Here is a 23,681-nt window from a genome sequence, read left to right on the forward strand (position 1 = left end):
CAAAAAAGCCAACCCCGTATTCCCACGGCGTTGGCCCTGTTTTAAAGCAGTGACATTTACAACAGGTTAAAAGACATAACGCATGCCAAGGGTAAATTCATTAGAGACGATGTGCGCTTTCATCTGCTCATCTTTTAAGCCACGCATGTTCGCATAGTTGTTATATCCACTTTCGATCTTACCCATATCGATATAGCGATAACCCAAATCGACATAGAGACGATCAACCGGCGTGTAACTTACGCCTGCGCCTAATGCGTAAGTCAGGTTGTTTTGCGTCGTCGAACCGTATTCACGGCCAGGATTACCCTGCCAGCCGTCGGCTTTAATCCTGCTCACACCAAGCCCTGCGGTACCGTAAACAGAGACGCCGTAGCCCAACTCATAATCACGATAGACGTTCAGCATCAGACGTTCTGTTTCAGTCTGAAGATGATCAAAACCGTTAGGGAAGGCGCTGGAGCCGTTGGTGTATTCGGTTTTCTGCTTAAAGGTGTATTCACCTTCAGTGCGCCAGCCATTACCAAACCGGTATCCCGCAGCAATCGCCGCACCGCCTAAGTGCTCTTTTTGTTTACCACCCACAAACTGCCCGACACCCGGACGGGAACTGGTATCCATCTCTTTGGCTCGCTGTTCAATCTGCAGGTATTTTGCGGAACCGTAATACACTTCTTCGGTATTTGCTGCCAGAACCGTAGCCGGGATCATCGCGATCGGCAGGGCGGCTAAAATAGCTTTCATACTCATCTCTACTCCGTTGAAAAAATATTCCGCACGTCGAACAGTCGTCCGCCGATGTCAGGAAAAATAGTCAGTGAGAGGGATAGTAAATGGCCCGTCACGGGCAAACTATTCGGGTGATTATGGGTTTTACCTGGTAATGTTACGTAGGGACTGGTCTTATTTTTCTAACAATAATTAGTAGTTTCAATGAATTAATATATGAGATTTTCAACGGACTGCGTGAAGCGTCTCACTTCCCCTCCACCTTCACAAACTGCAAAACTAAAGAAATCCCCCATCGCGCCGATCATCATCCGTGTGTATTATTTCCTGTAGCTTTTACAACAACTAACCTTAACTCAAATACTTAAGCGCCAAAGCGAAAGCATCATGAGCACACCGATCAAACGGCTAGAAATCATTAAAAATGCCATTGAACTGGAAGATGACGACATCATCCAGAGCCAGCTGACACGCCTGAAAAATGAAGCGTTTGACGATGAGCTACAGGCAATCGTCGTGGCGCTTGAGCAGAAGAACTACACCGCGGCCATTGCGGCCATTACCGCCTGGCTACAGAGCCAACGCGCAATCACCCAGTGGCGCGATCCACAGGTGGCGGCCAGCAAGCTGGAGCTGAAGGCGCTGGAAGAGCGTCTGCGCGATCTTATAGATCGCCGCAATGCGCGGGTGCAGCAGCTGGATGAGTTCAACGATCTTTATTTCTCCCGCCTCGGCCCGCTGATGCAGCAGATCCTCGCCCTGCGCAAAACGCTGGCGGAGCTGAACCTGCGTCGTCAACAGGCGGAAGCGCGTCGTCGCGAGGAAGATTACCGTCGCTGCCAGCAGTATATGGCGCAGGCTGTAGAAGTACTGGCAACGCTCACCCAGCGCTGGCGCGATCTGCCTGCCGATTCCGTGCAAGCCGCTGAAGCACGCAAACATTTGCAGCAGCAAAGTAACCTGATTGCCAACCTGCTGGCCGAAGCGCTGGAGCTTGAAAGCGGCTTAACGCGCGAAGAAGAGCCTGCGCGTCAGGCGCGCGACGAAGCCAACGAAGAGTACGAGAAATACCGCGAGCAGCACCACGATGCCGAAGTGCGTCTGCGTAAAGGAAAGGATCTCTCGGAAGAAGATCAGAACGAACTGAAGCGCCTCTGGCGCCAGGCGAGCAAGCTTTGCCACCCGGATCTGGTGGCCGACGATCTGAAAGAAGAAGCCAACGCGATGATGGCGCAGCTCAACCAGGCCAAACAGCGTGGCGACGTCAAAGCCATACGCTCTCTGGTGGCGCGCCTGCAGCAAGGCTTCGAGCCGCTGATGGCCAGCGACAGGCTGAACGATCTGGAACGTATCCGCAAAAAAATGGCGCAGGTCCGCGAGCAAATCGACATTTTAGTGAACGAGCTGGCGGAGCTGGAGAAAGAGGAATCCTGGCTTCTGGTGTCGTCGCTGAGCAATATGGAAGCCTACTTCGCTCAGCAGGAGAAAGCGCTGCACGAAGTTCGCGCCTCGCTCGAACATCAGGTGAGCGAAGCGCAACTGGATTCTGCAGCCTGATTATTTAGCGTGCCAGTAAGCGCTGGCACGCACCAGCTGCGGATCAATCGTTTCGGATTCAAACTGGCGGCTGAGGCTTTTCACTACCTTCCCTTCACCGGTCAGCCAGATAAAGTAATCTTCCGCCGGAACGGTTAGCGTCGCCAGATGGTCCGCCACAGCCTGCTCGCTATAGCCAACAATCCAGGTGATGTCGAACGTGCTCAGGTGTGCCAGATAATCCTTATAAGATTCATCCCCAACCGTCACCACTGCATGAACGCCCGGGCGAACAGGCAGTTTTGCGATGCCTTCTAAACGGCGGCGCAGCGCGGGCATGCCGGACTCATCGCAGACATACAGCTGCCAGGCATAATCTTCCGGTACCACCAGCGAACCGCGTGGACCGCCGATCGTCAGCTTATCACCCGCCTTCGCCTCGACCGCCCAGTGGCTGGCAATACCACCATCATGAACGAAGAAATCGAGCACCAGCTCATGATTTACCGCGTCATACAGCGGCGTATAGTCGCGCGCCTGAGGACGTACGCCGTCACCCCAGTCGATGCCGTCATCGGTGACTACCGGAGGCACAAACGTCGTCCCTGGAGCCGGGAAAAAGACTTTGGTGTGGTCATCAAAGCCACGGGAGCTAAAGCCCTCCAGCGCCTCACCGCCTAAAACAATGCGCTGGAAACCCGCGCTAACGCGCTCAGCGCGGAGCACCGTCAGCTCGCGAAAACGCAGGTCATTACGAACACGCTGTGGGTAACGGGTAGATGTCATTTTTAGACCCTTCTCAGGTGAATACGATATATCTAAATCAATTTTAAATGATAATGATTGCTAATCAGCAAGAATGCAAGATCTTTTAGATTGCATCTGAATATATCTTAGATATAGTTTAGATATATCAAAACGAAGGACACAGTATGCGACACGAACACGATGGCGGCGGACGTCGACCGCGCTTTTTTGGCCACGGCGATCTGCGTCTGGTGATTCTGGATATCCTGACGCGCAATGCGAGCCACGGCTACGAGCTGATCAAAGAGATCGAAAACATGACTCAGGGGAATTACACCCCAAGCCCGGGCGTAATCTACCCGACTCTGGATTATCTACAGGATCAGGCCTTTATCCTCATTAAGGAAGAAGAAAACGGCCGTAAGAGCATTACGATTACCGTGGCGGGTCAGCAATGGCTGGATGAAAATCAGGAACAGCTGGCGCACATACAGGCGCGTATCAAAGCGCGTTCCGTCGGTTTCCAGTTGCGAAAAAACCCGCAGATGAAGCGGGCGCTGGATAACTTCAAAGCGGTATTAGACCTGAAGGTCAATCAGGGAGAGCTCAGCGATGCGCAGCTTAAGCAGATCATCGGCGTAATCGACCGCGCAGCGCTGGAGATCTCCCAGCTGGATTAAGCCGGTGCGTGCTCGCCCACCCGGAAGACGCGTACCAGCTCTTTCAGATGCATCGCCTGTTCGTTAAGGGATGCCGCCGCCGCGACGGACTCCTCCACCAGCGCAGAGTTTTGCTGGGTGGTGGCATCAATCAGTCCAATCGCGCTGTTGATCTGCGAGATCCCCTCCGTCTGCTCATGGCTGGCCTGGCGGATCTCACGCAGAATAACGTCCATCTCTTCCACGTTACCGACCATCCCGTTGATCAGCCCACTCGCTTTTTCGACCAGGTTCATCCCGTCCTGGGTCTGGCTGGTGGAGCTCTCAATCAGCTCACGAATTTCACTGGCAGACGATGCGCTTTTCTGAGCAAGCTGACGCACCTCGCCCGCCACAACCGCAAAGCCACGGCCATGCTCACCCGCACGTGCCGCTTCCACTGCCGCATTCAACGCCAGAATGTTAGTCTGGAAAGCAATGGCGTCGATCAGGTCGATAATGTCGGACATCCGGTTCGAGGTCTCATTAATCAGGCGCATTTTGCTGGTCACCTGCTTCATCATCTCACCGTTGTTTTTAACCACCGTGGCGGCATCTGCTGAGAGGGTGGTCGCCTCACCGGTATGCGACGCGGTGTTTTTCACCGTAGCGGTGATCTGCTCCATGGAAGCGGCGGTCTGTTCAACAGAGCTTGCCTGCTCTTCCGTGCGCGCGGCCAGATCCTGGTTACCGGCCACAATCTGCGCGGCAGCGCTGGAGATATTCTCTGAGCCAGTTTGCACCTGCTGCACAATGTCCATCAGGCGTGTTTTCATCTCCATCAGCGCATGCAGCAGTTGACCCGTTTCGTCTTTACCGTGCGGCGTGATGCTGCCGGTCAGGTCACCCTCGGCGATGGCTTCAGCAAAAGTCACGGCCTGGCCCAGAGGACGGGTAATCGAGCGTACGATAAACCAGCCAATCAGGCTGCCTGCCGCCACGCTGAAAAGGGTAATCAGGATCAGCAGCAGACGGTTGGTTCTGAAGTCCCCCTCCACCTGCGCACCTGCGTCGTGCATTTCGGTGTTCTGAATGGCAATCAGCGCCTGCACCTTCGCTTTGTACTCCTGCTGCAGGTTAAGGGTCGTGGTCATCATCTCCCTGATAGCACCCGCGCGATCGTTATTCTGCACTGCCTGTAAAATACGGTAACGCGAGTCCAGATACTGCTGACGCACACCGCGGATATCCGCCAGTGCCTGCTGTGATTTCGCATCATGCAGCGCGTTGTTCAGCTCACCCAGGAGCACGGTGATATTCCCGCTGATCTCCTTCAGACGCTGTTGCGATTGCGCCGTATAGGTCCCCTGTTCATCCAGCAACATGAGCTGCTGAGTGCCAATAAATTCCTGGAAGTTGTCGATTAACTGGTTCGCTTTTACCGTCGTAGGATAGTCACTGGTAATGATAGATTGCATCCCGTTATTGGCCCGGTTCAGACTCAGCAAGGACAAACTCGCACTCACCACCATCAGGACAATTAATAGCCCAAATGCCAGAAATAATTTCGTGCCGATCTTTACGTCATTTAAGAACATATTTTCTCCATCGATGTGATTATTTCTCAGACGATCGCTGTTATCGGTAACGAATTCTCTAACTTTATGACTTTGATCGTTTTTTATTTCATAACCATCACAATAGATAGGTAGAGGCTATTAATAATGCCCCATCGATCGTTACTCAACCATCGGATGAGGCTTTTTCAAAATAGCATCGTGGAAAATTGGCTTAGGCAGGAATAAATAACTGAGATGATTTTTTTAGTTATTTAATATTAAATTAACAATAAAACACATCAATAATTACAACCTCAAATAATAAAGCCGTTTATTCCGTAAGGAATAAACGGCTTTACTGGAACATGACTCACTCAATGGAGAACCGTCACCGCATCCTTAAGACGTCCGGCGCGGTGTTTCACCATGGCGGAAATGTGCGCGCTTTCCTCGACCAGGTCGGCGTTTTTCTGCGTGATGCTGTCCAGCTCTGCCACGGCACGGGTTAACTCAGACAATCCAGTTGCCTGCTCGGAGGTCGCGTGGCTAATCTGGGCAATAAGCTGGGTCACGTTTTTCACCTGCTCAACGATGTCATCCATTGTACGGCCTGCGGCGTGAACCTGTTCAGAGCCGGACTGCACCTTGCTGGCGCTGGCATCAATAAGCTTACGAATATCATTAGCCGCACTGGCGCTGCGGCTGGCGAGATGGCGAACTTCGCCCGCGACCACAGCAAAACCTTTGCCCTGTTCACCCGCCCTTGCTGCTTCAACCGCCGCGTTGAGCGCCAGAATATTGGTCTGGAAAGCGATGTCATTAATCAAGGAGGTAATCGAACCAATGCGCTGCGTGCTGTCGGCGATATCATCCATGGTTTTCACCACGGTCTGCATCGCATTCCCCCCCTTCGTTGCCGCACTGCTTGCGGCCACGGAAAGTTTGTCCACTTCTGCGGCGGTTTCAGAGTTACTCTGAACAGAAGCCGCCATCTGGTTCATTGTCGCGACGGTCTGCTGTACATTCGCTACGGTCTGGCGCGTGCGATCGTTCAAATCTTCATTACCCTGCGCAAGCTTGTCGCTACCATCGCGCACGCTCACCACCTGGCTTGATACGTCATTGATTAACCAGCGGCACATCAGCCCCAGTTGTCCTACCGCACGCAAGGTGAGCCCCAGTTCGTCGCTGCGGTTCAGGTGCTGTACGCTGTTGCGCTCACCGGTCGCCACTTTCAACGCCTGGCGCGCCACATTCTCTACCGGACGGACAATCTGCTGCTCAAACATCAGCGTTCCCAGCAGCATCACCACCGCAGCCGCCGCGATCGGTATCCAGCCTGCGGAAGTCGTGACCAGCGTGGCCGCGAGCACAGCAAAAAGCGCCGCCATCACGCTGCGAACGCGCCAGCGCAGCGGCATTGCCGGGAGTTTCCCCAACCAGCCTTTACGTACCACCAGCCCTTTATGAATACGTTTCTTACAGCTTCCGTCATTCAGCGCCCGGTAGAGAGGCTCCACGGTGGCAATCTCTTGTTCCGTGGCTCTGGTGCGGATGGACATATAGCCCGTCACCTGCCCGTGACGCACCATCGGCACTGCGTTAGCACGAACCCAGTAGTGGTCGCCGTTTTTACGTCGGTTTTTGACAATCCCGCTCCACGGCTCGCCCTGTTGCAGGGTGTACCACATATCGGCAAATGCCGCCTTTGGCATATCCGGGTGGCGCACCATATTGTGCGGCTGGCCCGTCAGCGCGTCGAGCTCATAACCGCTCACCTGCACAAACGTGTCGTTAGCGTGTGTAATGTAGCTATGGATGTCTGTGGTAGACATTAAGGTGGTGTCATCATCCAGAGGATATTCATTCTGGCTGACATAGATTGGAGAAGACATCGTGAGCATCCCTTGCAGGTTATTTGAATGTTAATTTTGTGGATTTATGTTTTTTCGGCGGTAAACAATTTATCTTTAGTTGTTAAACTTGATAGAGATCGCAGATTTCACTTAAACCGCACTTTTTGTGAGATTTTATAATTCATTGATTTCAAATACTTTCGCAAAGAAATTACCTGCAAAGCATGATGTGTTAACGCCCACTTAAGTAGCAGCAAATGCCCCACTTTGGTGCGATTGCCTTTTCCCGCGTCTTTTTAAGCTCGCTGCCATGGATAGCGAAATCCCGTTTCGGTTGTATCGGCATGATTAAATATTGTGCAACATAATTTTAACCTGGCGTTTATCCCGATTTTCGTTAAGTCAGCTGAAGTGGCGTAATCCCTGCAATACTTAACGCAGTATCATGTGATACGCGATCCCCGGGAGCACATTTTGAACAGGTTACCTTCCAGCGCCTCGGCTCTTGCCTGTACCGCGCACGCATTGAATCTCATTGAGAAGCGAACGCTTGATCATGAGGAGATGAAACAACTTAACCGAGAGGTCATCGATTACTTTAAAGAGCACGTCAATCCAGGTTTTCTGGAGTATCGCAAATCTGTTACCGCCGGCGGGGATTACGGAGCCGTAGAGTGGCAAGCGGGGAGTCTGAACACGCTTGTCGACACCCAGGGACAGGAGTTTATCGATTGCCTTGGTGGTTTTGGTATCTTCAACGTGGGGCACCGTAATCCAGTTGTGGTTTCCGCCGTACAGAATCAACTTGCGAAACAACCTCTCCATAGCCAGGAACTGCTCGACCCGCTTCGCGCCATGCTCGCGAAAACGCTGGCGGCCTTAACGCCCGGCAAACTGAAGTACAGCTTCTTTAGCAACAGCGGCACGGAATCGGTCGAAGCGGCGATTAAACTCGCCAAAGCGTACCAGTCGCCGCGCGGGAAATTCACCTTTATCGCCACCAGCGGCGCGTTCCACGGTAAATCTTTGGGTGCACTGTCTGCTACCGCTAAATCCACCTTCCGTAAACCGTTTATGCCGCTGCTGCCGGGCTTCCGCCACGTGCCGTTTGGTGACATTAACGCTATGCGCACCGTGCTGAGCGAATGCCGTAAAACCGGTGATGACGTGGCGGCGGTGATCCTGGAGCCGATTCAGGGTGAAGGCGGTGTGATCCTCCCTCCGCAGGGTTATCTGCCTGCCGTGCGTCAGCTGTGCGATGAGTTTGGCGCACTACTGATCCTCGATGAAGTCCAGACCGGGATGGGGCGTACCGGCAAGATGTTTGCCTGCGAGCACGAGAACGTTCAGCCGGATATTCTGTGTCTTGCGAAAGCGCTCGGCGGCGGCGTGATGCCGATTGGCGCGACGGTTGCTACCGAGGAAGTATTCTCTGTGCTGTTCGGAAACCCCTTCCTGCACACCACAACCTTTGGCGGTAATCCGCTGGCCTGTGCAGCGGCGCTGGCGACCATCAACGTGCTGCTGGATCAAAACCTGCCTGCTCAGGCGGAGCAGAAAGGTGACATGCTGCTGGACGGCTTCCGCCAGTTAGGACGGGAATACCCGGATCTGGTTCAGGACGCACGCGGCAAAGGGATGCTGATGGCAATTGAGTTTGTTGATAACGAAATCGGTTATAGCTTCGCAAGCGAGATGTTCCGCCAGCGGGTACTGGTGGCCGGGACGCTCAACAACTCGAAAACCATCCGTGTTGAACCACCGTTGACGCTGACCATTGAGCAGTGTGAGCAGGTGCTGAAAGCGGCGCGTAAAGCGCTGGCAGCGCTGCGGGTGAGCGTGGAAGAAGCGTGATCTGAATTCCCCCTCCCCGTTGGAGGGGGAAAGTTTTTACTCCGGTAACAAACCCACAAAACTGCGTTTTTTGCGCGGCTCTGACATCAACTCCTCGAGCTTATCCACGCACGCCAGATAATGCGGCGTTTGCTTGTGCGCCAGCACCGCCTCTTCGTCTTTATAGGCTTCGTAGATAAAGAACCGGGTTTTCACCCTTGGATCCTGTAATACGTCAAAACGCAGGTTCCCCGGTTCCTGGATCGCCCCTTCATGGTTGGCGCGAAATACTTCCAGAAACTCATCCACCCGTTCAGGCTTGATGTTGATCTCCACTAACGTCACGTTCATTTTGCTTCTCCCTGTTTCTCTTCCTGCCAGAACTGGAACGCTTCCCGAGCGCTCATATTCTCGTGAACCACTTTCTTCACCGCTTTCAGCATCGCCAGCGGCGCGCTGGACTGGAAGATATTGCGTCCCATATCCACACCGGATGCGCCCTGGTCGATAGCCCGCCAGCACATCTCCAGCGCCTCGTGCTCCGGCAGTTTTTTGCCCCCGGCGATGACGATCGGCACCGGGCAGCTGGCGGTCACTTTTTCAAAGCCTTCGTCCACATAATAGGTTTTGACGAACTGCGCCCCCATTTCTGCGGCAATGCGGCTGGCCAGCGAGAAATAGCGTGCGTCGCGCGCCATCTCCTTGCCCACGCCCGTCACTGCCAGCGTCGGCATGCCGTAGCGCGCGCCCGCATCGACAAGCTTGATGATGTTGTTGATCGACTGATGCTCGAACTCGCTGCCGATGTATACCTGCGCCGCCACCGCGCAGACGTTCAGGCGCAGCGCGTCTTCCATCGCTACCGCCACGCACTCGTTGGAGAGCTCACCCAGAATCGAGTTACCGCCGGAGGCGCGCAGCACCACCGGTTTGTTCGTCGCGGCAGGTACGGTGCTCCGCAAGATACCGCGGGTGCACATCAGCACGTCGGTTTCACCAAACAGCGGGGCAATCGAAAGATCGATACGCTCAAGACCGGTAGTCGGCCCCTGGAAATAGCCGTGATCAAAGGCCAGCATCACCGTGCGGTTGCTTTTCGGGTTGAAAATGCGTGCCAGCCTGGACTGCATGCCCCAGTCCAGCGAGCCGCAGCCTTTCAGGGTGAACGGCACGTTCTGCTGCGGCGTGCCAATGCCAAAATCTTTACCGTCTTTGATGTCGTCTAAATCAGCCATTTGCTCCCCCGTCAGAAATCATATTTATTGATGTTCTCTTTGGTGAACACCACACGCTCCGGCAGCAGCACAATGCCGTTGCCCTTCGCTTCATACTGGTAGCCCTGCACGCTGTTCGGCTCGACCTTCAGCGCCCCGATATTTTTTACGTCCACGCTGTCGCCAACGTTAAGATCGCCTTTTTTCAGCAAACGATCGGCGACATTGACCGCAATTTTGCCTTGCTGCACGACATCCCACAGACCGAAGGCTTTCACCGTGCCGCGCTCAACGTACGGACGCATCACGTTCGGCGTACTAAAACCAACGATCGCCACCCCCTCCCGCTTGAGGTTTTCCGCCGCCTGCGCTGCCGCAGGCAACGCGTTGGCATCCGGGGCGATGATCGCATCCAGATCCGGATACGCTTTTAAGATCCCCTCTGCGGTTTGCAGGGATTTGGTGGCATCGTTATAGCCAAACTGTGTGGTGACGATCTGCCACTGAGGATGATCTTTCTCGATTTTGGCTTTCGCCTCTTTCACCCACTGGTTCTGGTCGGTGACGGTAGGGCTGGAGTAGAAGAACGCCACTTTGGCATTCGGTTTCGTCACTTGCTTCGATGCCATCTCCACCAGCAGGCCACCAAGCTGTTCCGGCGTTCCCTGGTTGATGTAAATGCTGCGGCACTCCGGTTTGGTGTCGGAGTCCCAGGTCAGAACTTTTACGCCGCGCTGCATCGCGCGCTTCAGCGCCGGACAAAGGCCATCCGGTGACACGGCGGAGACGATAATCGCGTTATAGCCCTGGTTAACGAAGTTATTGATGAGCTGCACCTGGCCAGAGACGCTTGGCTCGGTCGGGCCATCGTAGGTGACGTCCACACCCAGATCTTTTCCCGCCTCTTTTGCACCGTTGCCGCCGCTGGTGAAGAAACCCACGCCCACCAGTTTCGGGATAAAGGCAATGCGGTCCGCCGCCTGCGCCGATGCGATGCTAAGGGCCATCGCCAGGACTATCAGTTTTGTTTTCATCTTACGCTCCGGGTAGTTTTGTGAAGAGAGATCGCACCCATTCACGGTGCAGACTCAACGAACGTCCCATCACCACCACAACCAACAGCGCCCCTGACAGCGCGCTCGACACCTGGTTGGGGATGCCGACCATCTGTAAACCCTGTTGCAGATACCCCACCAACAGTGCCGCCAGTGCAGTACCGATTACCGAACCTGAACCGCCGTAGATATTGGCCCCGCCAAGTACAGCGGCGGTCAGCGCAGGCATCAGTAAATCGCGCCCTAAATCCGAGCGCGCGGAACCGAAATAGGAGACCATCACCAGCGCGGCAATCGCCGAGGCAACCCCGACCAGACCATACAGCGCGTACGGAATGCCGTTGACCGACAGCGCCGCATAGCGCGCTGCGCGTGGGTTTTGCCCAATCAGAAACAGATGACGGCCAAAGCGCCCGCGATGGGTAATCAGCCAGAAGAAAACGGTGATCGCCGCGAACAGCACCAGCGGAACCGGTAAGCCGAGAAGTGTGAGGTTAGCGAATGCGGTAAAGCTGTCCGGGAAGCCACCGATGCCCTCATAGCCCGTCGCCCCCGCCATACCGGAGAGCAGTAGCGCCCCGCCGCCGTAGAGGTAGAGCGTGCCGAGAGTGATCACCAGTGGGCTAATGCCGGTGTAGTGGATAAGCGCGGCGTTGAATAAACCGCACAGCAGGCCGAGCAGTAAGGTCAGCGGAATTGCCACCGCCATCGGCCACCCCGACTGCATCATCACTCCCAGCGCGATGGCGCACAGGCTAATGGTCGAGCCGAGGGAGATATCGATCCCGCCGCTGATAATCACCAGCGTCAGCGGCAGTGCCACAATGCCAATGCAGATGAAATCGCTGGTGCTGAACAGCAACATATTGATATCCAGCATACGCGGGTTGATGGCACCAAAAAGCAGGATCTCCAGCACCAGTAAAATCAGCAGCGTGCTTTCCCAGTTAAGCTTCATTTACGCCACCTCTTTTTTGCGTTTCGGAAACGGGGTGACGTGCTTTCCCCCTTTGTTTCCCGGCTGGAAACGGCTGTACTTCAGCGCCCGCTGATGGCGCGCCAGCGCCTGGCGCAGACGTCCGTCGAGCACCAGCACGCCAAGTAGCACCAGCCCGGCAATAAAGTCGTTCCACCAGGCCGGGAGCTTAAACAACACCAGCACGGTGTCGATTTGCGTCAGGAAGAAGGCGCCAAGTAACGCGCCAATTAGCGTGCCCGTGCCACCCAAAAGCGAAATACCGCCGAGCACGCAGGCGGCGATAGCTTTCATCTCCAGCCCGCTTCCGGTCTGGTTCGGCACAAAACCGATCTGCGCGGCAAAGACAATCCCGGCACAGGCCGCCAGCATGCCGTTCAGCGTGAAGGCGATCATCCGCGTGCGATTCACCGCCACACCCAGCTGGCGCGCGGCTGCCAGGTTATCGCCTACGGCATAAAAATCACGACCAAAGGCGGTGCGCGAGAGCGTCCACGCCCCTGCCGCCGCGAAAAACAGTACCACCATACCGAGCGGCGATAGACCGAATGCGACAGGTTCAGAGAGGGATTTCAGCTGCGGCGGCAGCCCTTCAATCCACTTTCCGCCCGTCCAGAGCAGCATCGCCCCGCGATACAATCCCAGCGTACCGAGCGTGGCGACAATCGCCGGGATGCGTAGCCCGACAACCAGTAAACCGTTAAATGCCCCTGCCAGTGCGCCAATGGTCAGCGCAAACAGCATCGCCACCGGCAGGCTGTAACCGCTGTTGAGCGCCACCCCCACGGCAATGGCGCACAACCCCACCGTCGATCCCACAGAGACATCAATATTGCGGGTCAGCATCACCATCGCCGCGCCCAGTGCCAGCAGGATCAGAATTTGCGAACTGGCGAAGATCATTCCCAGCGTCTGAAAACTGAAATAGGCCGGGTTAAGGGCCACCAGCACGGCAAACAGCGCCAGGATCGCCAGCAGCGCGCTGAGCTCACGGTTTCTCAGTAACATCTTCATGATTGTCCTCCGAAGGCCAGCGACATCATTCTGTCGAGGCTGACGGCGTGGCGTGGCAGCTCCCCGCTGAGCATCCCCTGGTGCATTACCAGCACACGGTCAGCCAGCCCAGGGAATTCATCGAGATCGCTTGAGATCATCAGCACCGCGACGTTTTGCGCGGCAACGCTTTTTATCAGCTGGTAGATGTCTGCTCGCGCCGACACATCCACGCCGCGCGTGGGTTCATCCACAATCAGCAGCAGTGGGTTGGCTTCCAGACAGCGTGCTAGCAAGACCTTTTGCTGGTTACCGCCAGAGAGCGTCCGCACGGTCTGGTCTGCATCATTGAGTTTGATCCCCAGCGCCCGGTGATAACGCTCCACCACCGCCGCTTCGCGCTTGCGCTGCTGCCAGATTGACGGTTCATTCAGGGCGACCGTGTTCCAGCGAACGGGCGCATCCAGGAACAACCCGGAAACCTGCCGGTCTTCCGGCAGATACACCAGCCCCTTATCCAGTCGCGAAAATACCGACTCGCTGCTGATATCCTGGTTTTCTAGCCAGACACGCCCTGCGCGCACCGGGCGCAGGCCATAGAGGGTTTCGGCAAACTCGGTACGCCCGGAGCCCACCAGCCCGGCAAGGCCGACAATTTCCCCGGCGTAAATCTCAAGGCTGAGGTCGATAAACCCTTCCCCGGTCAGTGTTTCAACACGCAGCACCGGAAAATCCTGTGCCTGCGTGCGCCGGTTGCCCGGCAGCGCCAGCCACAGCTTTTGGGTGTCGCTTAATTCTTTATCGCGGCTAACCGGCGTCATCGCACCAATGAGGGCGTTATCGTCGTAGTGCGCCGTTTCACCGCTGAGCACAATGGCACCGTCGCGCATCACTGAAACATAACTCGCCAGCTGGCGGATCTCCGGCAATTTATGCGAGATAAACACAATGCCAACGCCCAGCTCCTGCAACGCACGGATCTGGCGAAACAGCCGCTCGGTTTCCCCTGGTGTTAGCGAAGCCGTTGGCTCATCCAGGATCAGGATCGTCGCATTGCGCATTAGCCCGCGCAGGATCTCCACCATCTGTTGATCCGCCACCTCCAGAGTGCTGGCAGTGGCATCCAGATTAAGCTGGCACTGCAACTGGCGAAGTTTCTCCGCCAGGCGTTTATCCAGATCGCGTTCACGCGGCAGGCGAAAAAGGATGTTTTCCCGCACCGTCAGGTTGGGAAACAGCAATGGCTCCTGCGGCACCAGATAAATGCCGAGCTTGTGTGCCTGCGCTGGGGTAAGCCGCGCAAATGACTGTCCGGATACCGAAAGTTCACCGCTGTCCGGCGTCTCCACCCCGGCAATGATCTTCATCAGCGTCGATTTCCCCGCGCCATTACCGCCCATCAGCGCATGCACCTGACCCGCAAACAGCGTGAAATCAATGCCTTTTAAGACCGGCACGCCGGAGAATTGCTTGCAGATATCACGCGCTTCGAGAAGTAAGGTCATCATCGCCCCGCCATTGAACAAATGATTTTTAGATTTAATAATGTTCAAAAGCGTAGACGGTGAACTATATTTACAACCGTGCAGGGATCACAGTTTTATTGATTAAGATCCAGATAAACCCGAAACAAACTAAAAGATCCGTTTTGCCGCGCGGCTCACACTTTCCACCCGCGTCATCACGAACATATGATCTAAATTTTTATAAGAGTTCAATTATGAGCGATAAACGCACTGCGGAAGAAGGTCGGTTTGCCGGGCTGGCGCTGGCGGAAGAGGAGCTGGTGGCTCGCGTGGCGTGGTGTTACTACCACGATGGATTGACCCAGAACGATATTGGCGAACGGCTCGGATTGCCGCGTCTGAAGATCTCGCGCCTGCTGGAAAAGGGCCGCCAGTCCGGAGTGATACGCGTGCAGATCAACTCTCGTTATGAGGGCTGTCTGGCGCTGGAAACCGAATTGCAGCAGCGTTTTGGGCTCAAGCTGGTGCGCGTGATGCCTGCCCTGAATACGCCGCCAATGAACGTCCGACTGGGCATTGGTGCCGCGCAGTCGCTGATGGGCGTGCTGGAACCCGGACAGCTTTTAGCGGTGGGATTTGGTGAAACCACCATGAGCAGCCTGCAGCACTTAAGCGGTTTTATTAGCTCGCAGCAGATCCGTCTGGTGACGCTCTCCGGTGGTGTCGGGCCGTATATGACCGGCATCGGCCAGCTCGATGCGGCCTGTAGCGTCAGCATGATCCCTGCCCCGCTTCGCGTTTCATCCGCTTCTGTTGCCGGGATCTTAAAACGCGAAACCAGCGTGCGGGACGTGATCCTCGCCGCAAAGGCGGCTGATGTAGCAGTGGTGGGAATTGGTTCCGTGAACCAGCGCCGTGACGCGACGATCTTGCGCTCTGGCTATATCAGCGAAGGCGAACAGCTGATGTATGCCCGCAAAGGCGCGGTGGGGGACATTCTCGGTTACTTCCTGAATGCCGAAGGGGAATGCGTCGAGGAGCTGGAGATCCATAAAGAATTACTGGGCGTCACGCTCGATGAACTGGCGCAGTTGCCCACCATCGTTGGCGTGGCCGGAGGTGAAGAGAAAGCCGATGCGATTTATGCCGCACTGAAAGGTCGCCGTATCAATGGCCTGGTGACGGAAGAGACGACAGCCCGCGCGGTGCTGGCTCTGGCCGGATAAGAGCAGCCCTGCGCCTGACACGAGGCAAGCTCATGAGTTACCTTTTAGCGTTAGATGCAGGGACAGGCAGCGTTCGCGCCGTTATTTTTGATTTGCAGGGCAACCAGATTGCCGTCGGCCAGGCCGAGTGGAAACACCTGAGCGTGGAGAACGTGCCGGGCTCGATGGAATTTGACCTCGCCACCAACTGGCAGCTCACCTGCCAATGCATTCGCCAGGCGCTGGAGCGCGCGCGACTGAGCGCGGCGGATATTCAGTCCGTTGCCTGCTGCTCCATGCGCGAGGGAATAGTTCTGTATGATCGCAACGGCGAAGCCATCTGGGCCTGCGCTAATGTCGACGCCCGCGCCAGCCGCGAGGTGGCTGAACTCAAAGAGATCCACGACGACCGTTTTGAATCCGAAGTGTATGACGTCTCCGGCCAGACCCTGGCCCTGAGCGCCATGCCGCGCCTGCTGTGGCTGGCGCACCATCGTCCGGATATCTACCGCAAAGCGGCGACCATCACCATGATCAGCGACTGGCTGGCGGCGAAGCTCTCCGGCGAGCTGGCGGTAGATCCGTCGAACGCGGGCACGACCGGCATGTTGGATCTGTTCTCCCGTGACTGGCGACCCGCACTGCTGGACATGGCCGGGCTACGCGCCGATATCCTCTCCCCGGTAAAAGAAACCGGCACCGTGCTGGGCGCGATCGCCAAAGCCGCCGCACAGCAGAGCGGTCTGCGCGAAGGGACGCCGGTGGTGATGGGCGGTGGTGACGTGCAGCTTGGGTGTCTGGGGCTGGGCGTGGTGCGCGCCGGGCAAACGGCAGTGTTAGGCGGGACGTTCTGGCAACAGGTGGTCAACCTGCCGCAGGTACGAACCGATCCTGAGATGAATATCCGCGTAAACCCACACGTTATTCCTGGCATGGTTCAGGCGGAGTCAATCAGCTTCTTCACCGGGCTTACTATGCGCTGGTTCCGTGATGCCTTCTGCGCAGAGGAAAAACTGATTGCCGAGCGGATGGGCATGGATACCTACACCCTGCTGGAAGAGATGGCCAGCCGCGTGCCTGCGGGCTCACATGGGGTGATGCCGATCTTCTCCGATGCCATGCATTTTAAGCAGTGGTATCACGCTGCGCCGTCGTTTATTAACCTCTCTATCGACCCGGAAAAGTGCAACAAGGCGACGCTGTTCCGTGCGCTGGAAGAGAACGCCGCAATTGTTTCGGCCTGCAATCTGGCACAGATTTCGCGTTTTTCCGGCGTGACGTTTGAGAGCCTCGTCTTCGCCGGTGGGGGAGCGAAAGGTGCCTTGTGGAGCCAGATTTTAAGCGACGTCACCGGGCTGCCGGTACGCGTTCCGGAAGTGAAAGAGGCCACCGCACTGGGCTGTGCGATTGCGGCCGGAACGGGGGCGGGACTGTTTGCAGATATGGCCTCAACGGGCGAGCGGCTGGTGAAGTGGAGCCGGGAGTTTACGCCGAACCCGGAACACCGCGACTTGTACGACGGCATGATGCAGAAGTGGCAGGCGGTGTATGCCGACCAGCTTGGGCTGGTGGACAGCGGGCTGACGACGTCGATGTGGCAGGCTCCGGGGCTGGTGCGCTCCCCCTCCCCCCGGCCCTCTCCCTGAGGGAGAGGGAGATTAAGTTTTGTAGCCCCGGTAAGCGCAGCGCCACCGGGGAAGTTCTTTGAGTTCTATCACAATCATTTGATCCCGCTTTTACCTTTCTGCTGACGCTGGCTAAATTAGTAACTCATCCGACCACATAACAATAATTTTACACTGGAAGACACTATGAGCCGCTACCCGTCGCTATTCGCCCCCCTTGATCTGGGGTTCACAACGCTCAAAAACCGCGTGTTAATGGGCTCTATGCACACCGGTCTGGAAGAGCATCCGGACGGGGCTGAACGTCTCGCGGCCTTCTACGCCGAGCGTGCCCGGCACGGGGTGGCGCTGATTGTTACTGGTGGCGTCGCGCCTGCGCCTTCCGGCGTCGGCATGGAGGGCGGTGCGGTGTTGAACGATGTGTCACAGCTGCCTCACCACCGCATTGTGACCGATGCGGTGCACAATGAAGGCGGGAAAATCGCCCTGCAAATCCTGCATACCGGCCGCTACAGCTATCAACCGAATCTGGTCGCACCCTCGGCGATTCAGGCTCCCATTAACCGCTTCAAACCGCATGCCCTCAGCCACGACGAGATCCTGGCGCTGATTGATGACTTTGCCCGCTGCGCCGCGCTGGCACGTGAAGCGGGCTACGATGGCGTCGAGGTGATGGGTTCAGAAGGCTACCTGATTAACGAATTCCTCGCCGCCCGCACTAACCACCGTGACGACGAATGGGGTGGCGATTATGCCCGCCGCATGCGCTTTGCGGTGGAAGTGGTGCGCGCCGTGCGTGAACGTGCGGGCGCTGATTTTATTATCGTCTTCCGCCTGTCGATGCTCGATCTGGTGGAGGGCGGTGGAACATTAGACGAAACCGTGCAACTGGCACAGGCGATTGAAGCCGCAGGTGCAACCATCATTAACACCGGCATCGGCTGGCACGAAGCCCGCATTCCGACCATCGCCACGCCGGTACCGCGCGCGGCATTCAGCTGGGTGACGCGCAAGCTGAAAGGAAAAGTCTCTATTCCGCTGGTGACCACCAACCGTATTAACGATCCGCAGGTAGCGGACGATGTTATTTCACGCGGTGATGCCGATATGGTGTCGATGGCACGTCCGTTCCTGGCCGATGCCGAACTGCTGTCCAAAGCGCAGAGCGGCCGCGCGGATGAGATCAACACCTGCATCGGCTGTAACCAGGCGTGTCTGGATCAGATCTTCGTCGGCAAAGTCACCTCTTGTCTCGTCAACCCACGCGCCTGCCACGAAACCAAAATGCCCGTCGTACCGGTGGTCAACCAAAAACGCCTCGCCGTGGTCGGCGCGGGTCCGGCAGGGCTGGCATTCGCGGTGAATGCCGCCTCACGGGGACATAGCGTGACGCTGTTTGATGCCGCAACGGAGATCGGCGGACAGTTTAATATCGCCAAACAGATCCCCGGCAAAGAGGAGTTCTATGAAACTCTGCGCTACTACCGCCGGATGATCGAACTCACAGGGGTCGATCTGCGTCTTAACCAGTTTGTGAAGGCAGACGATCTGATGGATTTTGACGAAGTGATCCTGGCGAGCGGGATCGCCCCGCGTACACCGGCGATCGAGGGCGTCGATCATCCGAAAGTGTTGAGCTACCTGGATGTATTGCGTGACAAAGTACCGGTCGGCGAAAAGGTAGCGATTATCGGCTGCGGCGGGATCGGTTTTGATACCGCGATGTATTTAAGCCAGCCGGGAGAAGCAACCAGCCAGAATATTGCCGAGTTTTGCGTGGAATGGGGCATCGACACCAGCCTGAATCAGTCCGGTGGGTTACGCCCTGAAGGGCAGCAACTCCCCAAAAGCCCGCGTCAGATCGTGATGTTGCAGCGTAAAGCCAGCAAACCAGGCGAAGGGCTGGGCAAAACCACCGGCTGGATCCATCGCGCCACCCTGCTCTCTCGCGGCGTGAAGATGATCCCGGCGGTCACTTATCAGAAGATCGATGATGAGGGGCTGCACGTGCTGATCGGCGGTGAACCGCAGCTGCTGCAGGTTGATCATGTGATTTTATGTGCCGGGCAGGAACCGAAGCGCGATCTGGCCGATCCGCTGCGTGAAGCGGGCAAAACGGTGCATTTGATTGGCGGATGTGATGTGGCGATGGAGCTGGATGCACGGCGCGCAATTGCGCAGGGCACCCAGCTGGCACTGAAGATTTAGCGACGACGACCCAGCTTCACGGATTTCAGCACCACGAATTTGTTGTTGGTGGCAATCGTGGTGCAGTTACCGAAAATCTTCTTCAGCTTGTGGAAGTAGTCCAGATGGCGGTTCGCTACGATGTACAGCTCGCCGTTAATTTTCAGGCAACGGCGCGCGTGGTGGAACATCTCCCAGGCGACGTTGTCCGTCAGGGCGTGCTTCTGGTGGAACGGCGGGTTACACAGAACGGCATTGAAGCGGAAAGGCTCCACACCCGACAGCGCGTTGTTGATCATAAACTCGCAGCGATCCAGCGCCTCTGGCATGTTGGTTTCTACGTTCAGACGACTGGAAGCCACCGCCATTGGCGATTCATCGCTGAACACCACGCTGGCTTGCGGGTTTTTCGCCAGCAGCGTCAGGCCAATTACGCCGTTACCGCAGCCCAGGTCTACAATTTCGCCTTCCAGATTTTCCGGCAGATGTTCGATAAAGAAACGCGCCCCGATATCCAGACCGGTGCGGGAGAAGACGTTCGCGTGGTTGTAGATAGTCCAGTCGGTTCCTTCCAGCTTCCAGCTCAGCGTCTCTGGCGCATCAGCCAGCTCCGGTGCACTGAAGGTACAGTTGATCAGACGCGCTTTTTTCCACGCCAGCGTGGTCGTGGTTGGGCCAAGCACTTTCTCAAACAGCTCCAGCGTCGAGGTGTGAATATCACGCGCTTTGGCCCCCGCAATGATGCGGGTTTCTGGCGTGACGACTTTACGCAGCGCACGCAGTTGTTGCTCAAGCAACGCCATGGTTTTGGGTACTTTAATCAGCACCACGCCAGGTGCCTGCGGGTAGTCCGCAGTGCTGTCGAGGAACTTCACGCTGGATTCTTCGATGTCGTTATGACGCAGGTTCTCACGCGTCGCCAGCTCGCTTAAATAGGAATCACCGATGCTGTATGGCGTATGTTCCGCCAGCGCACAGCCCAGCGCGCCAAACGCATCATTCAGGATCAAAACCGGGCCGCTGATTTCAGTGTCATCCAACTGCTGCAGCAGATATTCATCTGCCGCTTCCCACGCCTGAAGTGGGTTAACGTCGTCCGTTTCCGGGAAACGTTTAAGGTTGAGTGAACGGAAACCGTTGTCTAAGTGGCTCATCGGCCCTCCTGAATGGTAAAATTTGGCGTATCCCTGAAAAGGGTGCGTGAGTATACCGTTTTATTGTCGATTTGGGGCGTTGATGAACCAACTTACTTATCTCCAGGGCTACCCGGAGCATTTACTTTCTCAGGTTCGCAGCCTGATTGCCGGGCAGAAGCTCGGCGCGGTGCTGGAAAAACGCTACCCCGGGACCCACGATTTCACGACCGACAAAGCCCTCTGGCAGTATACGCAGGATCTGAAAAGCCGGTATCTGAAGAGCGCGCCGCCGATCAACAAGGTAATGTACGATAACAAGATCCACGTGCTGAAAAACGCGCTTGGTCTGCATACCGCCATCTCCCGCGTGCAGGGCGGCAAGCTGAAAGCCAAAGCGGAGATCCGGGTTGCGACCGTATTTCGTAACGCGCCGGAAGCGTTCCTGCGAATGATCGTGGTGCACGAACTGGCGCATCTGAAAGAGAAAGAGCACGACAAAGCCTTCTATTCCCTGTGCTGCCACATGGAGCCGCAGTACCATCAGCTGGAGTTTGATACCCGTTTGTGGCTTACGCATTTATCGTTAAAGGGTAATGCGCAGTAGCGCACGCGAATTGTCATGATGACGTGCTACAGTGGCTAAAGGTTCCCAGCTACGGAGTACGTAAACGTTTATGATACGTTTCGCAGTCATTGGAACGAACTGGATCACACGCCAGTTCGTCGACGCCGCCCACGAAACCGGCAAATATAAACTCACCGCAGTCTATTCCCGCAGCCTCGAGCAGGCGCAGACCTTCGCGAACGATTACCTGGTCGAACATCTGTTCACCTCGCTCGACGAGATGGCGCAAAGCGATGCCATTGACGCGGTCTATATTGCCAGCCCGAACTCCCTGCACTTCCCGCAAACCAGGCTGTTCCTCAGCCATAAAAAGCATGTGATTTGCGAGAAGCCGCTGGCCTCGAATATTCAGGAAGTGGAAGCCGCCATTGCGCTTGCCCGCGAAAACCAGGTGGTGCTGTTCGAAGCGTTCAAAACCGCCAGCCTGCCGAACTTCCTGCTGTTGCAGCAGTCCCTGCCGAAAATTGGCAAAGTGCGTAAAGCCTTTATTAACTACTGCCAGTACTCATCTCGCTATCAGCGTTACCTCGACGGCGAGAACCCGAACACCTTCAACCCGGCCTTCTCTAACGGCTCGATTATGGATATCGGTTTCTACTGCCTGGCTTCCGCCGTGGCACTGTGGGGCGAGCCACACAGCGTCAGTGCACAAGCCAGCCTGCTGGAAAGCGGCGTAGATGCGCACGGCGTAGTGACGCTGGATTACGGGGATTTCAGCGTCACGCTGCAACATTCAAAAGTGAGTGATTCTGTGCTGCCAAGTGAAATTCAGGGTGAAGCGGGATCGCTGGTTATCGAAAAAATTTCTGAGTGTCAGAGGCTGAGCTTTGTCCCGCGCGGCGGTAAAGCGCAAGAGCTGACGCAGCCTCAGCATATTAACACTATGCTCTATGAGGCAGAGGTCTTTGCCCGTCTGGTCGAAGACAACGAAGTGAACCACCCTGGACTCGCGGTCAGTCGCACCACGGCGAAACTGCAAACGGAGATCCGCCGTCAGACTGGCGTGGTCTTCCCGGCAGATGACGTGAGCGCAGAAGCTATCGCGTAAAGCTGTGTAATGAAACCCTGTCAACCATTGACGAAACCGATGGTCTGACATATTTTGTTACCCGCAAAGGGGAGTAACTTCCTTGCCGGTGGATCGTCATTACGATGCGTGCAATACCGCATCCGGTCGCCGGGCAACCCTCGTGGTTGTAAGTGAGACCTTGCCGGAAGGCGAGGTCTATGCATAAAAAGCTAACGGCTATCGTCTTCTGACCATAGCCGTTTTTGTTTTTTTATGTGTAAGGAAAATAGTATGCATTCTGTCGGCACTCCAATGTTGTGGGGCGGATTCGCGGTTGTCGTGCTCATCATGCTGGCGATCGACCTCTTTTTGCAGGGGCGTCGTGGCGAACACGGCATGACCATGAAACAGGCTGCCGTCTGGTCGCTGGTGTGGGTTACCCTCTCCCTGCTCTTCTGTGCTGCCTTTTGGTGGTATCTGGCCTCGACTGAAGGCCGTGCGGTGGCAGATCCTCAAGCGCTCGCCTTCCTCACCGGTTATCTGATTGAAAAAGCCCTGGCGGTTGATAACGTCTTCGTCTGGCTGATGCTGTTCAGCTACTTTGCCGTGCCTGCAGCCCTGCAGCGCCGCGTGCTGGTCTATGGCGTGCTGGGCGCGATCGTTCTGCGTACCATCATGATCTTCGCCGGTAGCTGGCTGATTACGCAGTTTGAATGGCTGCTGTATGTCTTCGGTGCGTTCCTGCTGTTCACCGGGGTCAAAATGGCTCTGGCAAAAGAAGATGGCTCAGCGATTGGCGATCGCCCGCTGGTGAAGTGGATCCGTGGTCATCTGCGCATGACCGACAAGATCGAGAGTGAGCATTTCTTTGTACGTAAGAACGGCCTGCTGTTTGCCACCCCGCTGCTGCTGGTGCTGATTCTGGTGGAGCTGAGTGACGTGATTTTCGCGGTAGACAGTATCCCGGCTATCTTCGCCGTGACCACTGACCCGTTTATCGTTCTGACCTCTAACCTGTTCGCCATTCTTGGCCTGCGTGCCATGTACTTCCTGCTGGCGGGCGCGGCGGAGCGCTTCTCAATGCTGAAGTACGGCCTGTCGGTGATCCTGGTATTTATCGGTATCAAGATGCTGATTGTCGATTTCTACCATATCCCGATCGCCATTTCGCTCGGCGTGGTGTTTGGCATTCTGAACGTGACGCTGATTATCAATACCTGGGTTAACCGCCAGCACGATAGAAAGCAGCAGGTTTAGTGTGTTTTGCCCGGTAGCGCTGCGCTTACCGGGCA

20 protein-coding genes are annotated in these 23,681 nt (G+C 56.1%); 9 read left to right on the forward strand and 11 right to left on the reverse strand.

Going from position 1 to position 23,681, the window contains the following annotated elements; translation table 11 throughout:
- Positions 1–66 precede the first annotated feature (66 nt).
- On the reverse strand, positions 67–750 hold the full coding sequence (locus tag LCD46_19590) for an outer membrane beta-barrel protein (GenBank protein UOY70214.1): 684 nt from the start codon (positions 748–750) through the stop codon (positions 67–69).
- A gap of 366 nt (positions 751–1,116) precedes the next feature.
- Here LCD46_19590 and LCD46_19595 point away from each other — a divergent pair, with 366 nt between their 5' ends.
- Positions 1,117–2,286, forward strand: a complete 1,170-nt coding sequence (locus LCD46_19595; protein UOY70215.1) for a DNA repair protein — start codon at positions 1,117–1,119, stop codon at positions 2,284–2,286.
- On the opposite strand, the gene LCD46_19600 is transcribed toward LCD46_19595, so the two are convergent.
- Positions 2,287–3,051: a siderophore-interacting protein gene (locus LCD46_19600; GenBank protein UOY70216.1), complete on the reverse strand. Its 765-nt coding sequence runs from the start codon at positions 3,049–3,051 to the stop codon at positions 2,287–2,289.
- 146 nt (positions 3,052–3,197) lie between these two features.
- Between LCD46_19600 and LCD46_19605 the strand changes: the two genes are divergently transcribed.
- Entirely contained in the window at positions 3,198–3,692 is a 495-nt protein-coding gene (locus tag LCD46_19605) for a PadR family transcriptional regulator (protein UOY70217.1), read from the forward strand.
- On the opposite strand, the gene LCD46_19610 is transcribed toward LCD46_19605, so the two are convergent.
- Positions 3,689–5,248, reverse strand: coding sequence for a methyl-accepting chemotaxis protein (locus LCD46_19610; protein UOY70218.1), 1,560 nt, complete (start codon positions 5,246–5,248; stop codon positions 3,689–3,691). The two genes, LCD46_19605 and LCD46_19610, sit on opposite strands and share 4 nt — an antisense overlap.
- A 335-nt stretch (positions 5,249–5,583) precedes the next feature.
- Complete coding sequence (locus LCD46_19615; protein ID UOY70219.1) at positions 5,584–7,104, reverse strand: methyl-accepting chemotaxis protein; 1,521 nt, start codon at positions 7,102–7,104, stop codon at positions 5,584–5,586.
- Positions 7,105–7,539: 435 nt separating this feature from the next.
- Here LCD46_19615 and ygjG point away from each other — a divergent pair, with 435 nt between their 5' ends.
- Positions 7,540–8,919, forward strand: coding sequence for a putrescine aminotransferase (gene ygjG, locus LCD46_19620; GenBank protein ID UOY70220.1), 1,380 nt, complete (start codon positions 7,540–7,542; stop codon positions 8,917–8,919).
- A gap of 36 nt (positions 8,920–8,955) precedes the next feature.
- Here ygjG and lsrG read toward each other — a convergent pair whose 3' ends face one another.
- The 6 genes from lsrG to lsrA are packed head-to-tail and all read right to left on the reverse strand — an operon-like array spanning position 8,956 to position 14,641.
- Positions 8,956–9,249, reverse strand: coding sequence for a (4S)-4-hydroxy-5-phosphonooxypentane-2,3-dione isomerase (lsrG, locus tag LCD46_19625; protein ID UOY70221.1), 294 nt, complete (start codon positions 9,247–9,249; stop codon positions 8,956–8,958).
- Positions 9,246–10,133, reverse strand: coding sequence for a 3-hydroxy-5-phosphonooxypentane-2,4-dione thiolase (gene lsrF / locus LCD46_19630; GenBank protein UOY70222.1), 888 nt, complete (start codon positions 10,131–10,133; stop codon positions 9,246–9,248). The genes lsrG and lsrF overlap by 4 nt, the downstream gene beginning before the upstream one ends.
- 11 nt (positions 10,134–10,144) lie before the next feature.
- Positions 10,145–11,146 carry an autoinducer 2 ABC transporter substrate-binding protein LsrB gene (gene lsrB / locus LCD46_19635; GenBank protein UOY70223.1) on the reverse strand — a complete coding sequence of 334 codons (1,002 nt, stop codon included), beginning with the start codon at positions 11,144–11,146 and terminating at the stop codon, positions 10,145–10,147.
- A 1-nt stretch (position 11,147) separates the two neighbouring features.
- Positions 11,148–12,125, reverse strand: a complete 978-nt coding sequence (locus LCD46_19640) for an autoinducer 2 import system permease LsrD (GenBank protein UOY70224.1) — start codon at positions 12,123–12,125, stop codon at positions 11,148–11,150.
- On the reverse strand, positions 12,126–13,157 hold the full coding sequence (gene lsrC / locus LCD46_19645) for an autoinducer 2 ABC transporter permease LsrC (GenBank protein ID UOY70225.1): 1,032 nt from the start codon (positions 13,155–13,157) through the stop codon (positions 12,126–12,128).
- Positions 13,154–14,641, reverse strand: coding sequence for an autoinducer 2 ABC transporter ATP-binding protein LsrA (lsrA, locus tag LCD46_19650; protein ID UOY73008.1), 1,488 nt, complete (start codon positions 14,639–14,641; stop codon positions 13,154–13,156). The genes lsrC and lsrA overlap by 4 nt, the downstream gene beginning before the upstream one ends.
- 215 nt (positions 14,642–14,856) lie before the next feature.
- On the opposite strand from lsrA, the gene lsrR reads away from it, so the two are divergent.
- The 3 genes from lsrR to LCD46_19665 all read left to right on the forward strand — a co-directional run bounded on the left by lsrR (position 14,857) and on the right by LCD46_19665 (position 19,640).
- The gene (gene lsrR / locus LCD46_19655; protein UOY70226.1) at positions 14,857–15,828 is read left to right on the forward strand and encodes a transcriptional regulator LsrR; all 972 of its coding nucleotides are present in this window, start codon (positions 14,857–14,859) and stop codon (positions 15,826–15,828) included.
- A 32-nt stretch (positions 15,829–15,860) separates the two neighbouring features.
- Entirely contained in the window at positions 15,861–17,453 is a 1,593-nt protein-coding gene (gene lsrK, locus LCD46_19660) for an autoinducer-2 kinase (protein ID UOY70227.1), read from the forward strand.
- Positions 17,454–17,618: 165 nt separating this feature from the next.
- The gene (locus LCD46_19665; protein ID UOY70228.1) at positions 17,619–19,640 is read left to right on the forward strand and encodes an NADPH-dependent 2,4-dienoyl-CoA reductase; all 2,022 of its coding nucleotides are present in this window, start codon (positions 17,619–17,621) and stop codon (positions 19,638–19,640) included.
- Here LCD46_19665 and rlmG read toward each other — a convergent pair.
- A complete protein-coding gene (rlmG, locus tag LCD46_19670) occupies positions 19,637–20,773 on the reverse strand; it encodes a 23S rRNA (guanine(1835)-N(2))-methyltransferase RlmG (protein UOY70229.1) in 1,137 nt (378 codons plus the stop codon). The genes LCD46_19665 and rlmG overlap by 4 nt on opposite strands.
- Before the next feature lie 82 nt (positions 20,774–20,855).
- On the opposite strand from rlmG, the gene LCD46_19675 reads away from it, so the two are divergent.
- From LCD46_19675 to LCD46_19685, 3 genes are all read left to right on the forward strand, one after another.
- Entirely contained in the window at positions 20,856–21,359 is a 504-nt protein-coding gene (locus LCD46_19675; protein UOY70230.1) for a M48 family metallopeptidase, read from the forward strand.
- A 70-nt stretch (positions 21,360–21,429) separates the two neighbouring features.
- Positions 21,430–22,428, forward strand: coding sequence for a Gfo/Idh/MocA family oxidoreductase (locus LCD46_19680; protein ID UOY70231.1), 999 nt, complete (start codon positions 21,430–21,432; stop codon positions 22,426–22,428).
- Between the two features lie 252 nt (positions 22,429–22,680).
- Entirely contained in the window at positions 22,681–23,646 is a 966-nt protein-coding gene (locus LCD46_19685) for a TerC family protein (protein ID UOY70232.1), read from the forward strand.
- The last annotated feature ends 35 nt before the right edge of the window (positions 23,647–23,681 follow it).

Origin of the sequence: Enterobacter ludwigii (assembly GCA_023023105.1) — a bacterium.
GTDB classification, from domain to species: Bacteria; Pseudomonadota; Gammaproteobacteria; order Enterobacterales; family Enterobacteriaceae; genus Enterobacter; species Enterobacter adelaidei.

Bases quoted from the DNA above. Each gene is read 5' to 3' on its own strand.
- LCD46_19615 (UOY70219.1), bottom strand. From the start codon at position 7,104: ATGTCTTCTCCAATCTATGTCAGCCAGAATGAATATCCTCTGGATGAT.
- lsrF (UOY70222.1), bottom strand. From the start codon at position 10,133: ATGGCTGATTTAGACGACATCAAAGACGGTAAAGATTTTGGCATTGGC.
- lsrC (UOY70225.1), bottom strand. From the start codon at position 13,157: ATGAAGATGTTACTGAGAAACCGTGAGCTCAGCGCGCTGCTGGCGATC.
- LCD46_19590 (UOY70214.1), bottom strand. From the start codon at position 750: ATGAGTATGAAAGCTATTTTAGCCGCCCTGCCGATCGCGATGATCCCG.
- lsrK (UOY70227.1), top strand. From the start codon at position 15,861: ATGAGTTACCTTTTAGCGTTAGATGCAGGGACAGGCAGCGTTCGCGCC.
- lsrA (UOY73008.1), bottom strand. From the start codon at position 14,641: ATGACCTTACTTCTCGAAGCGCGTGATATCTGCAAGCAATTCTCCGGC.
- LCD46_19610 (UOY70218.1), bottom strand. From the start codon at position 5,248: ATGTTCTTAAATGACGTAAAGATCGGCACGAAATTATTTCTGGCATTT.
- LCD46_19685 (UOY70232.1), top strand. From the start codon at position 22,681: ATGCATTCTGTCGGCACTCCAATGTTGTGGGGCGGATTCGCGGTTGTC.
- LCD46_19675 (UOY70230.1), top strand. From the start codon at position 20,856: ATGAACCAACTTACTTATCTCCAGGGCTACCCGGAGCATTTACTTTCT.
- LCD46_19665 (UOY70228.1), top strand. From the start codon at position 17,619: ATGAGCCGCTACCCGTCGCTATTCGCCCCCCTTGATCTGGGGTTCACA.
- LCD46_19600 (UOY70216.1), bottom strand. From the start codon at position 3,051: ATGACATCTACCCGTTACCCACAGCGTGTTCGTAATGACCTGCGTTTT.
- LCD46_19595 (UOY70215.1), top strand. From the start codon at position 1,117: ATGAGCACACCGATCAAACGGCTAGAAATCATTAAAAATGCCATTGAA.
- lsrR (UOY70226.1), top strand. From the start codon at position 14,857: ATGAGCGATAAACGCACTGCGGAAGAAGGTCGGTTTGCCGGGCTGGCG.
- lsrB (UOY70223.1), bottom strand. From the start codon at position 11,146: ATGAAAACAAAACTGATAGTCCTGGCGATGGCCCTTAGCATCGCATCG.
- lsrG (UOY70221.1), bottom strand. From the start codon at position 9,249: ATGAACGTGACGTTAGTGGAGATCAACATCAAGCCTGAACGGGTGGAT.
- LCD46_19640 (UOY70224.1), bottom strand. From the start codon at position 12,125: ATGAAGCTTAACTGGGAAAGCACGCTGCTGATTTTACTGGTGCTGGAG.
- LCD46_19605 (UOY70217.1), top strand. From the start codon at position 3,198: ATGCGACACGAACACGATGGCGGCGGACGTCGACCGCGCTTTTTTGGC.
- LCD46_19680 (UOY70231.1), top strand. From the start codon at position 21,430: ATGATACGTTTCGCAGTCATTGGAACGAACTGGATCACACGCCAGTTC.
- rlmG (UOY70229.1), bottom strand. From the start codon at position 20,773: ATGAGCCACTTAGACAACGGTTTCCGTTCACTCAACCTTAAACGTTTC.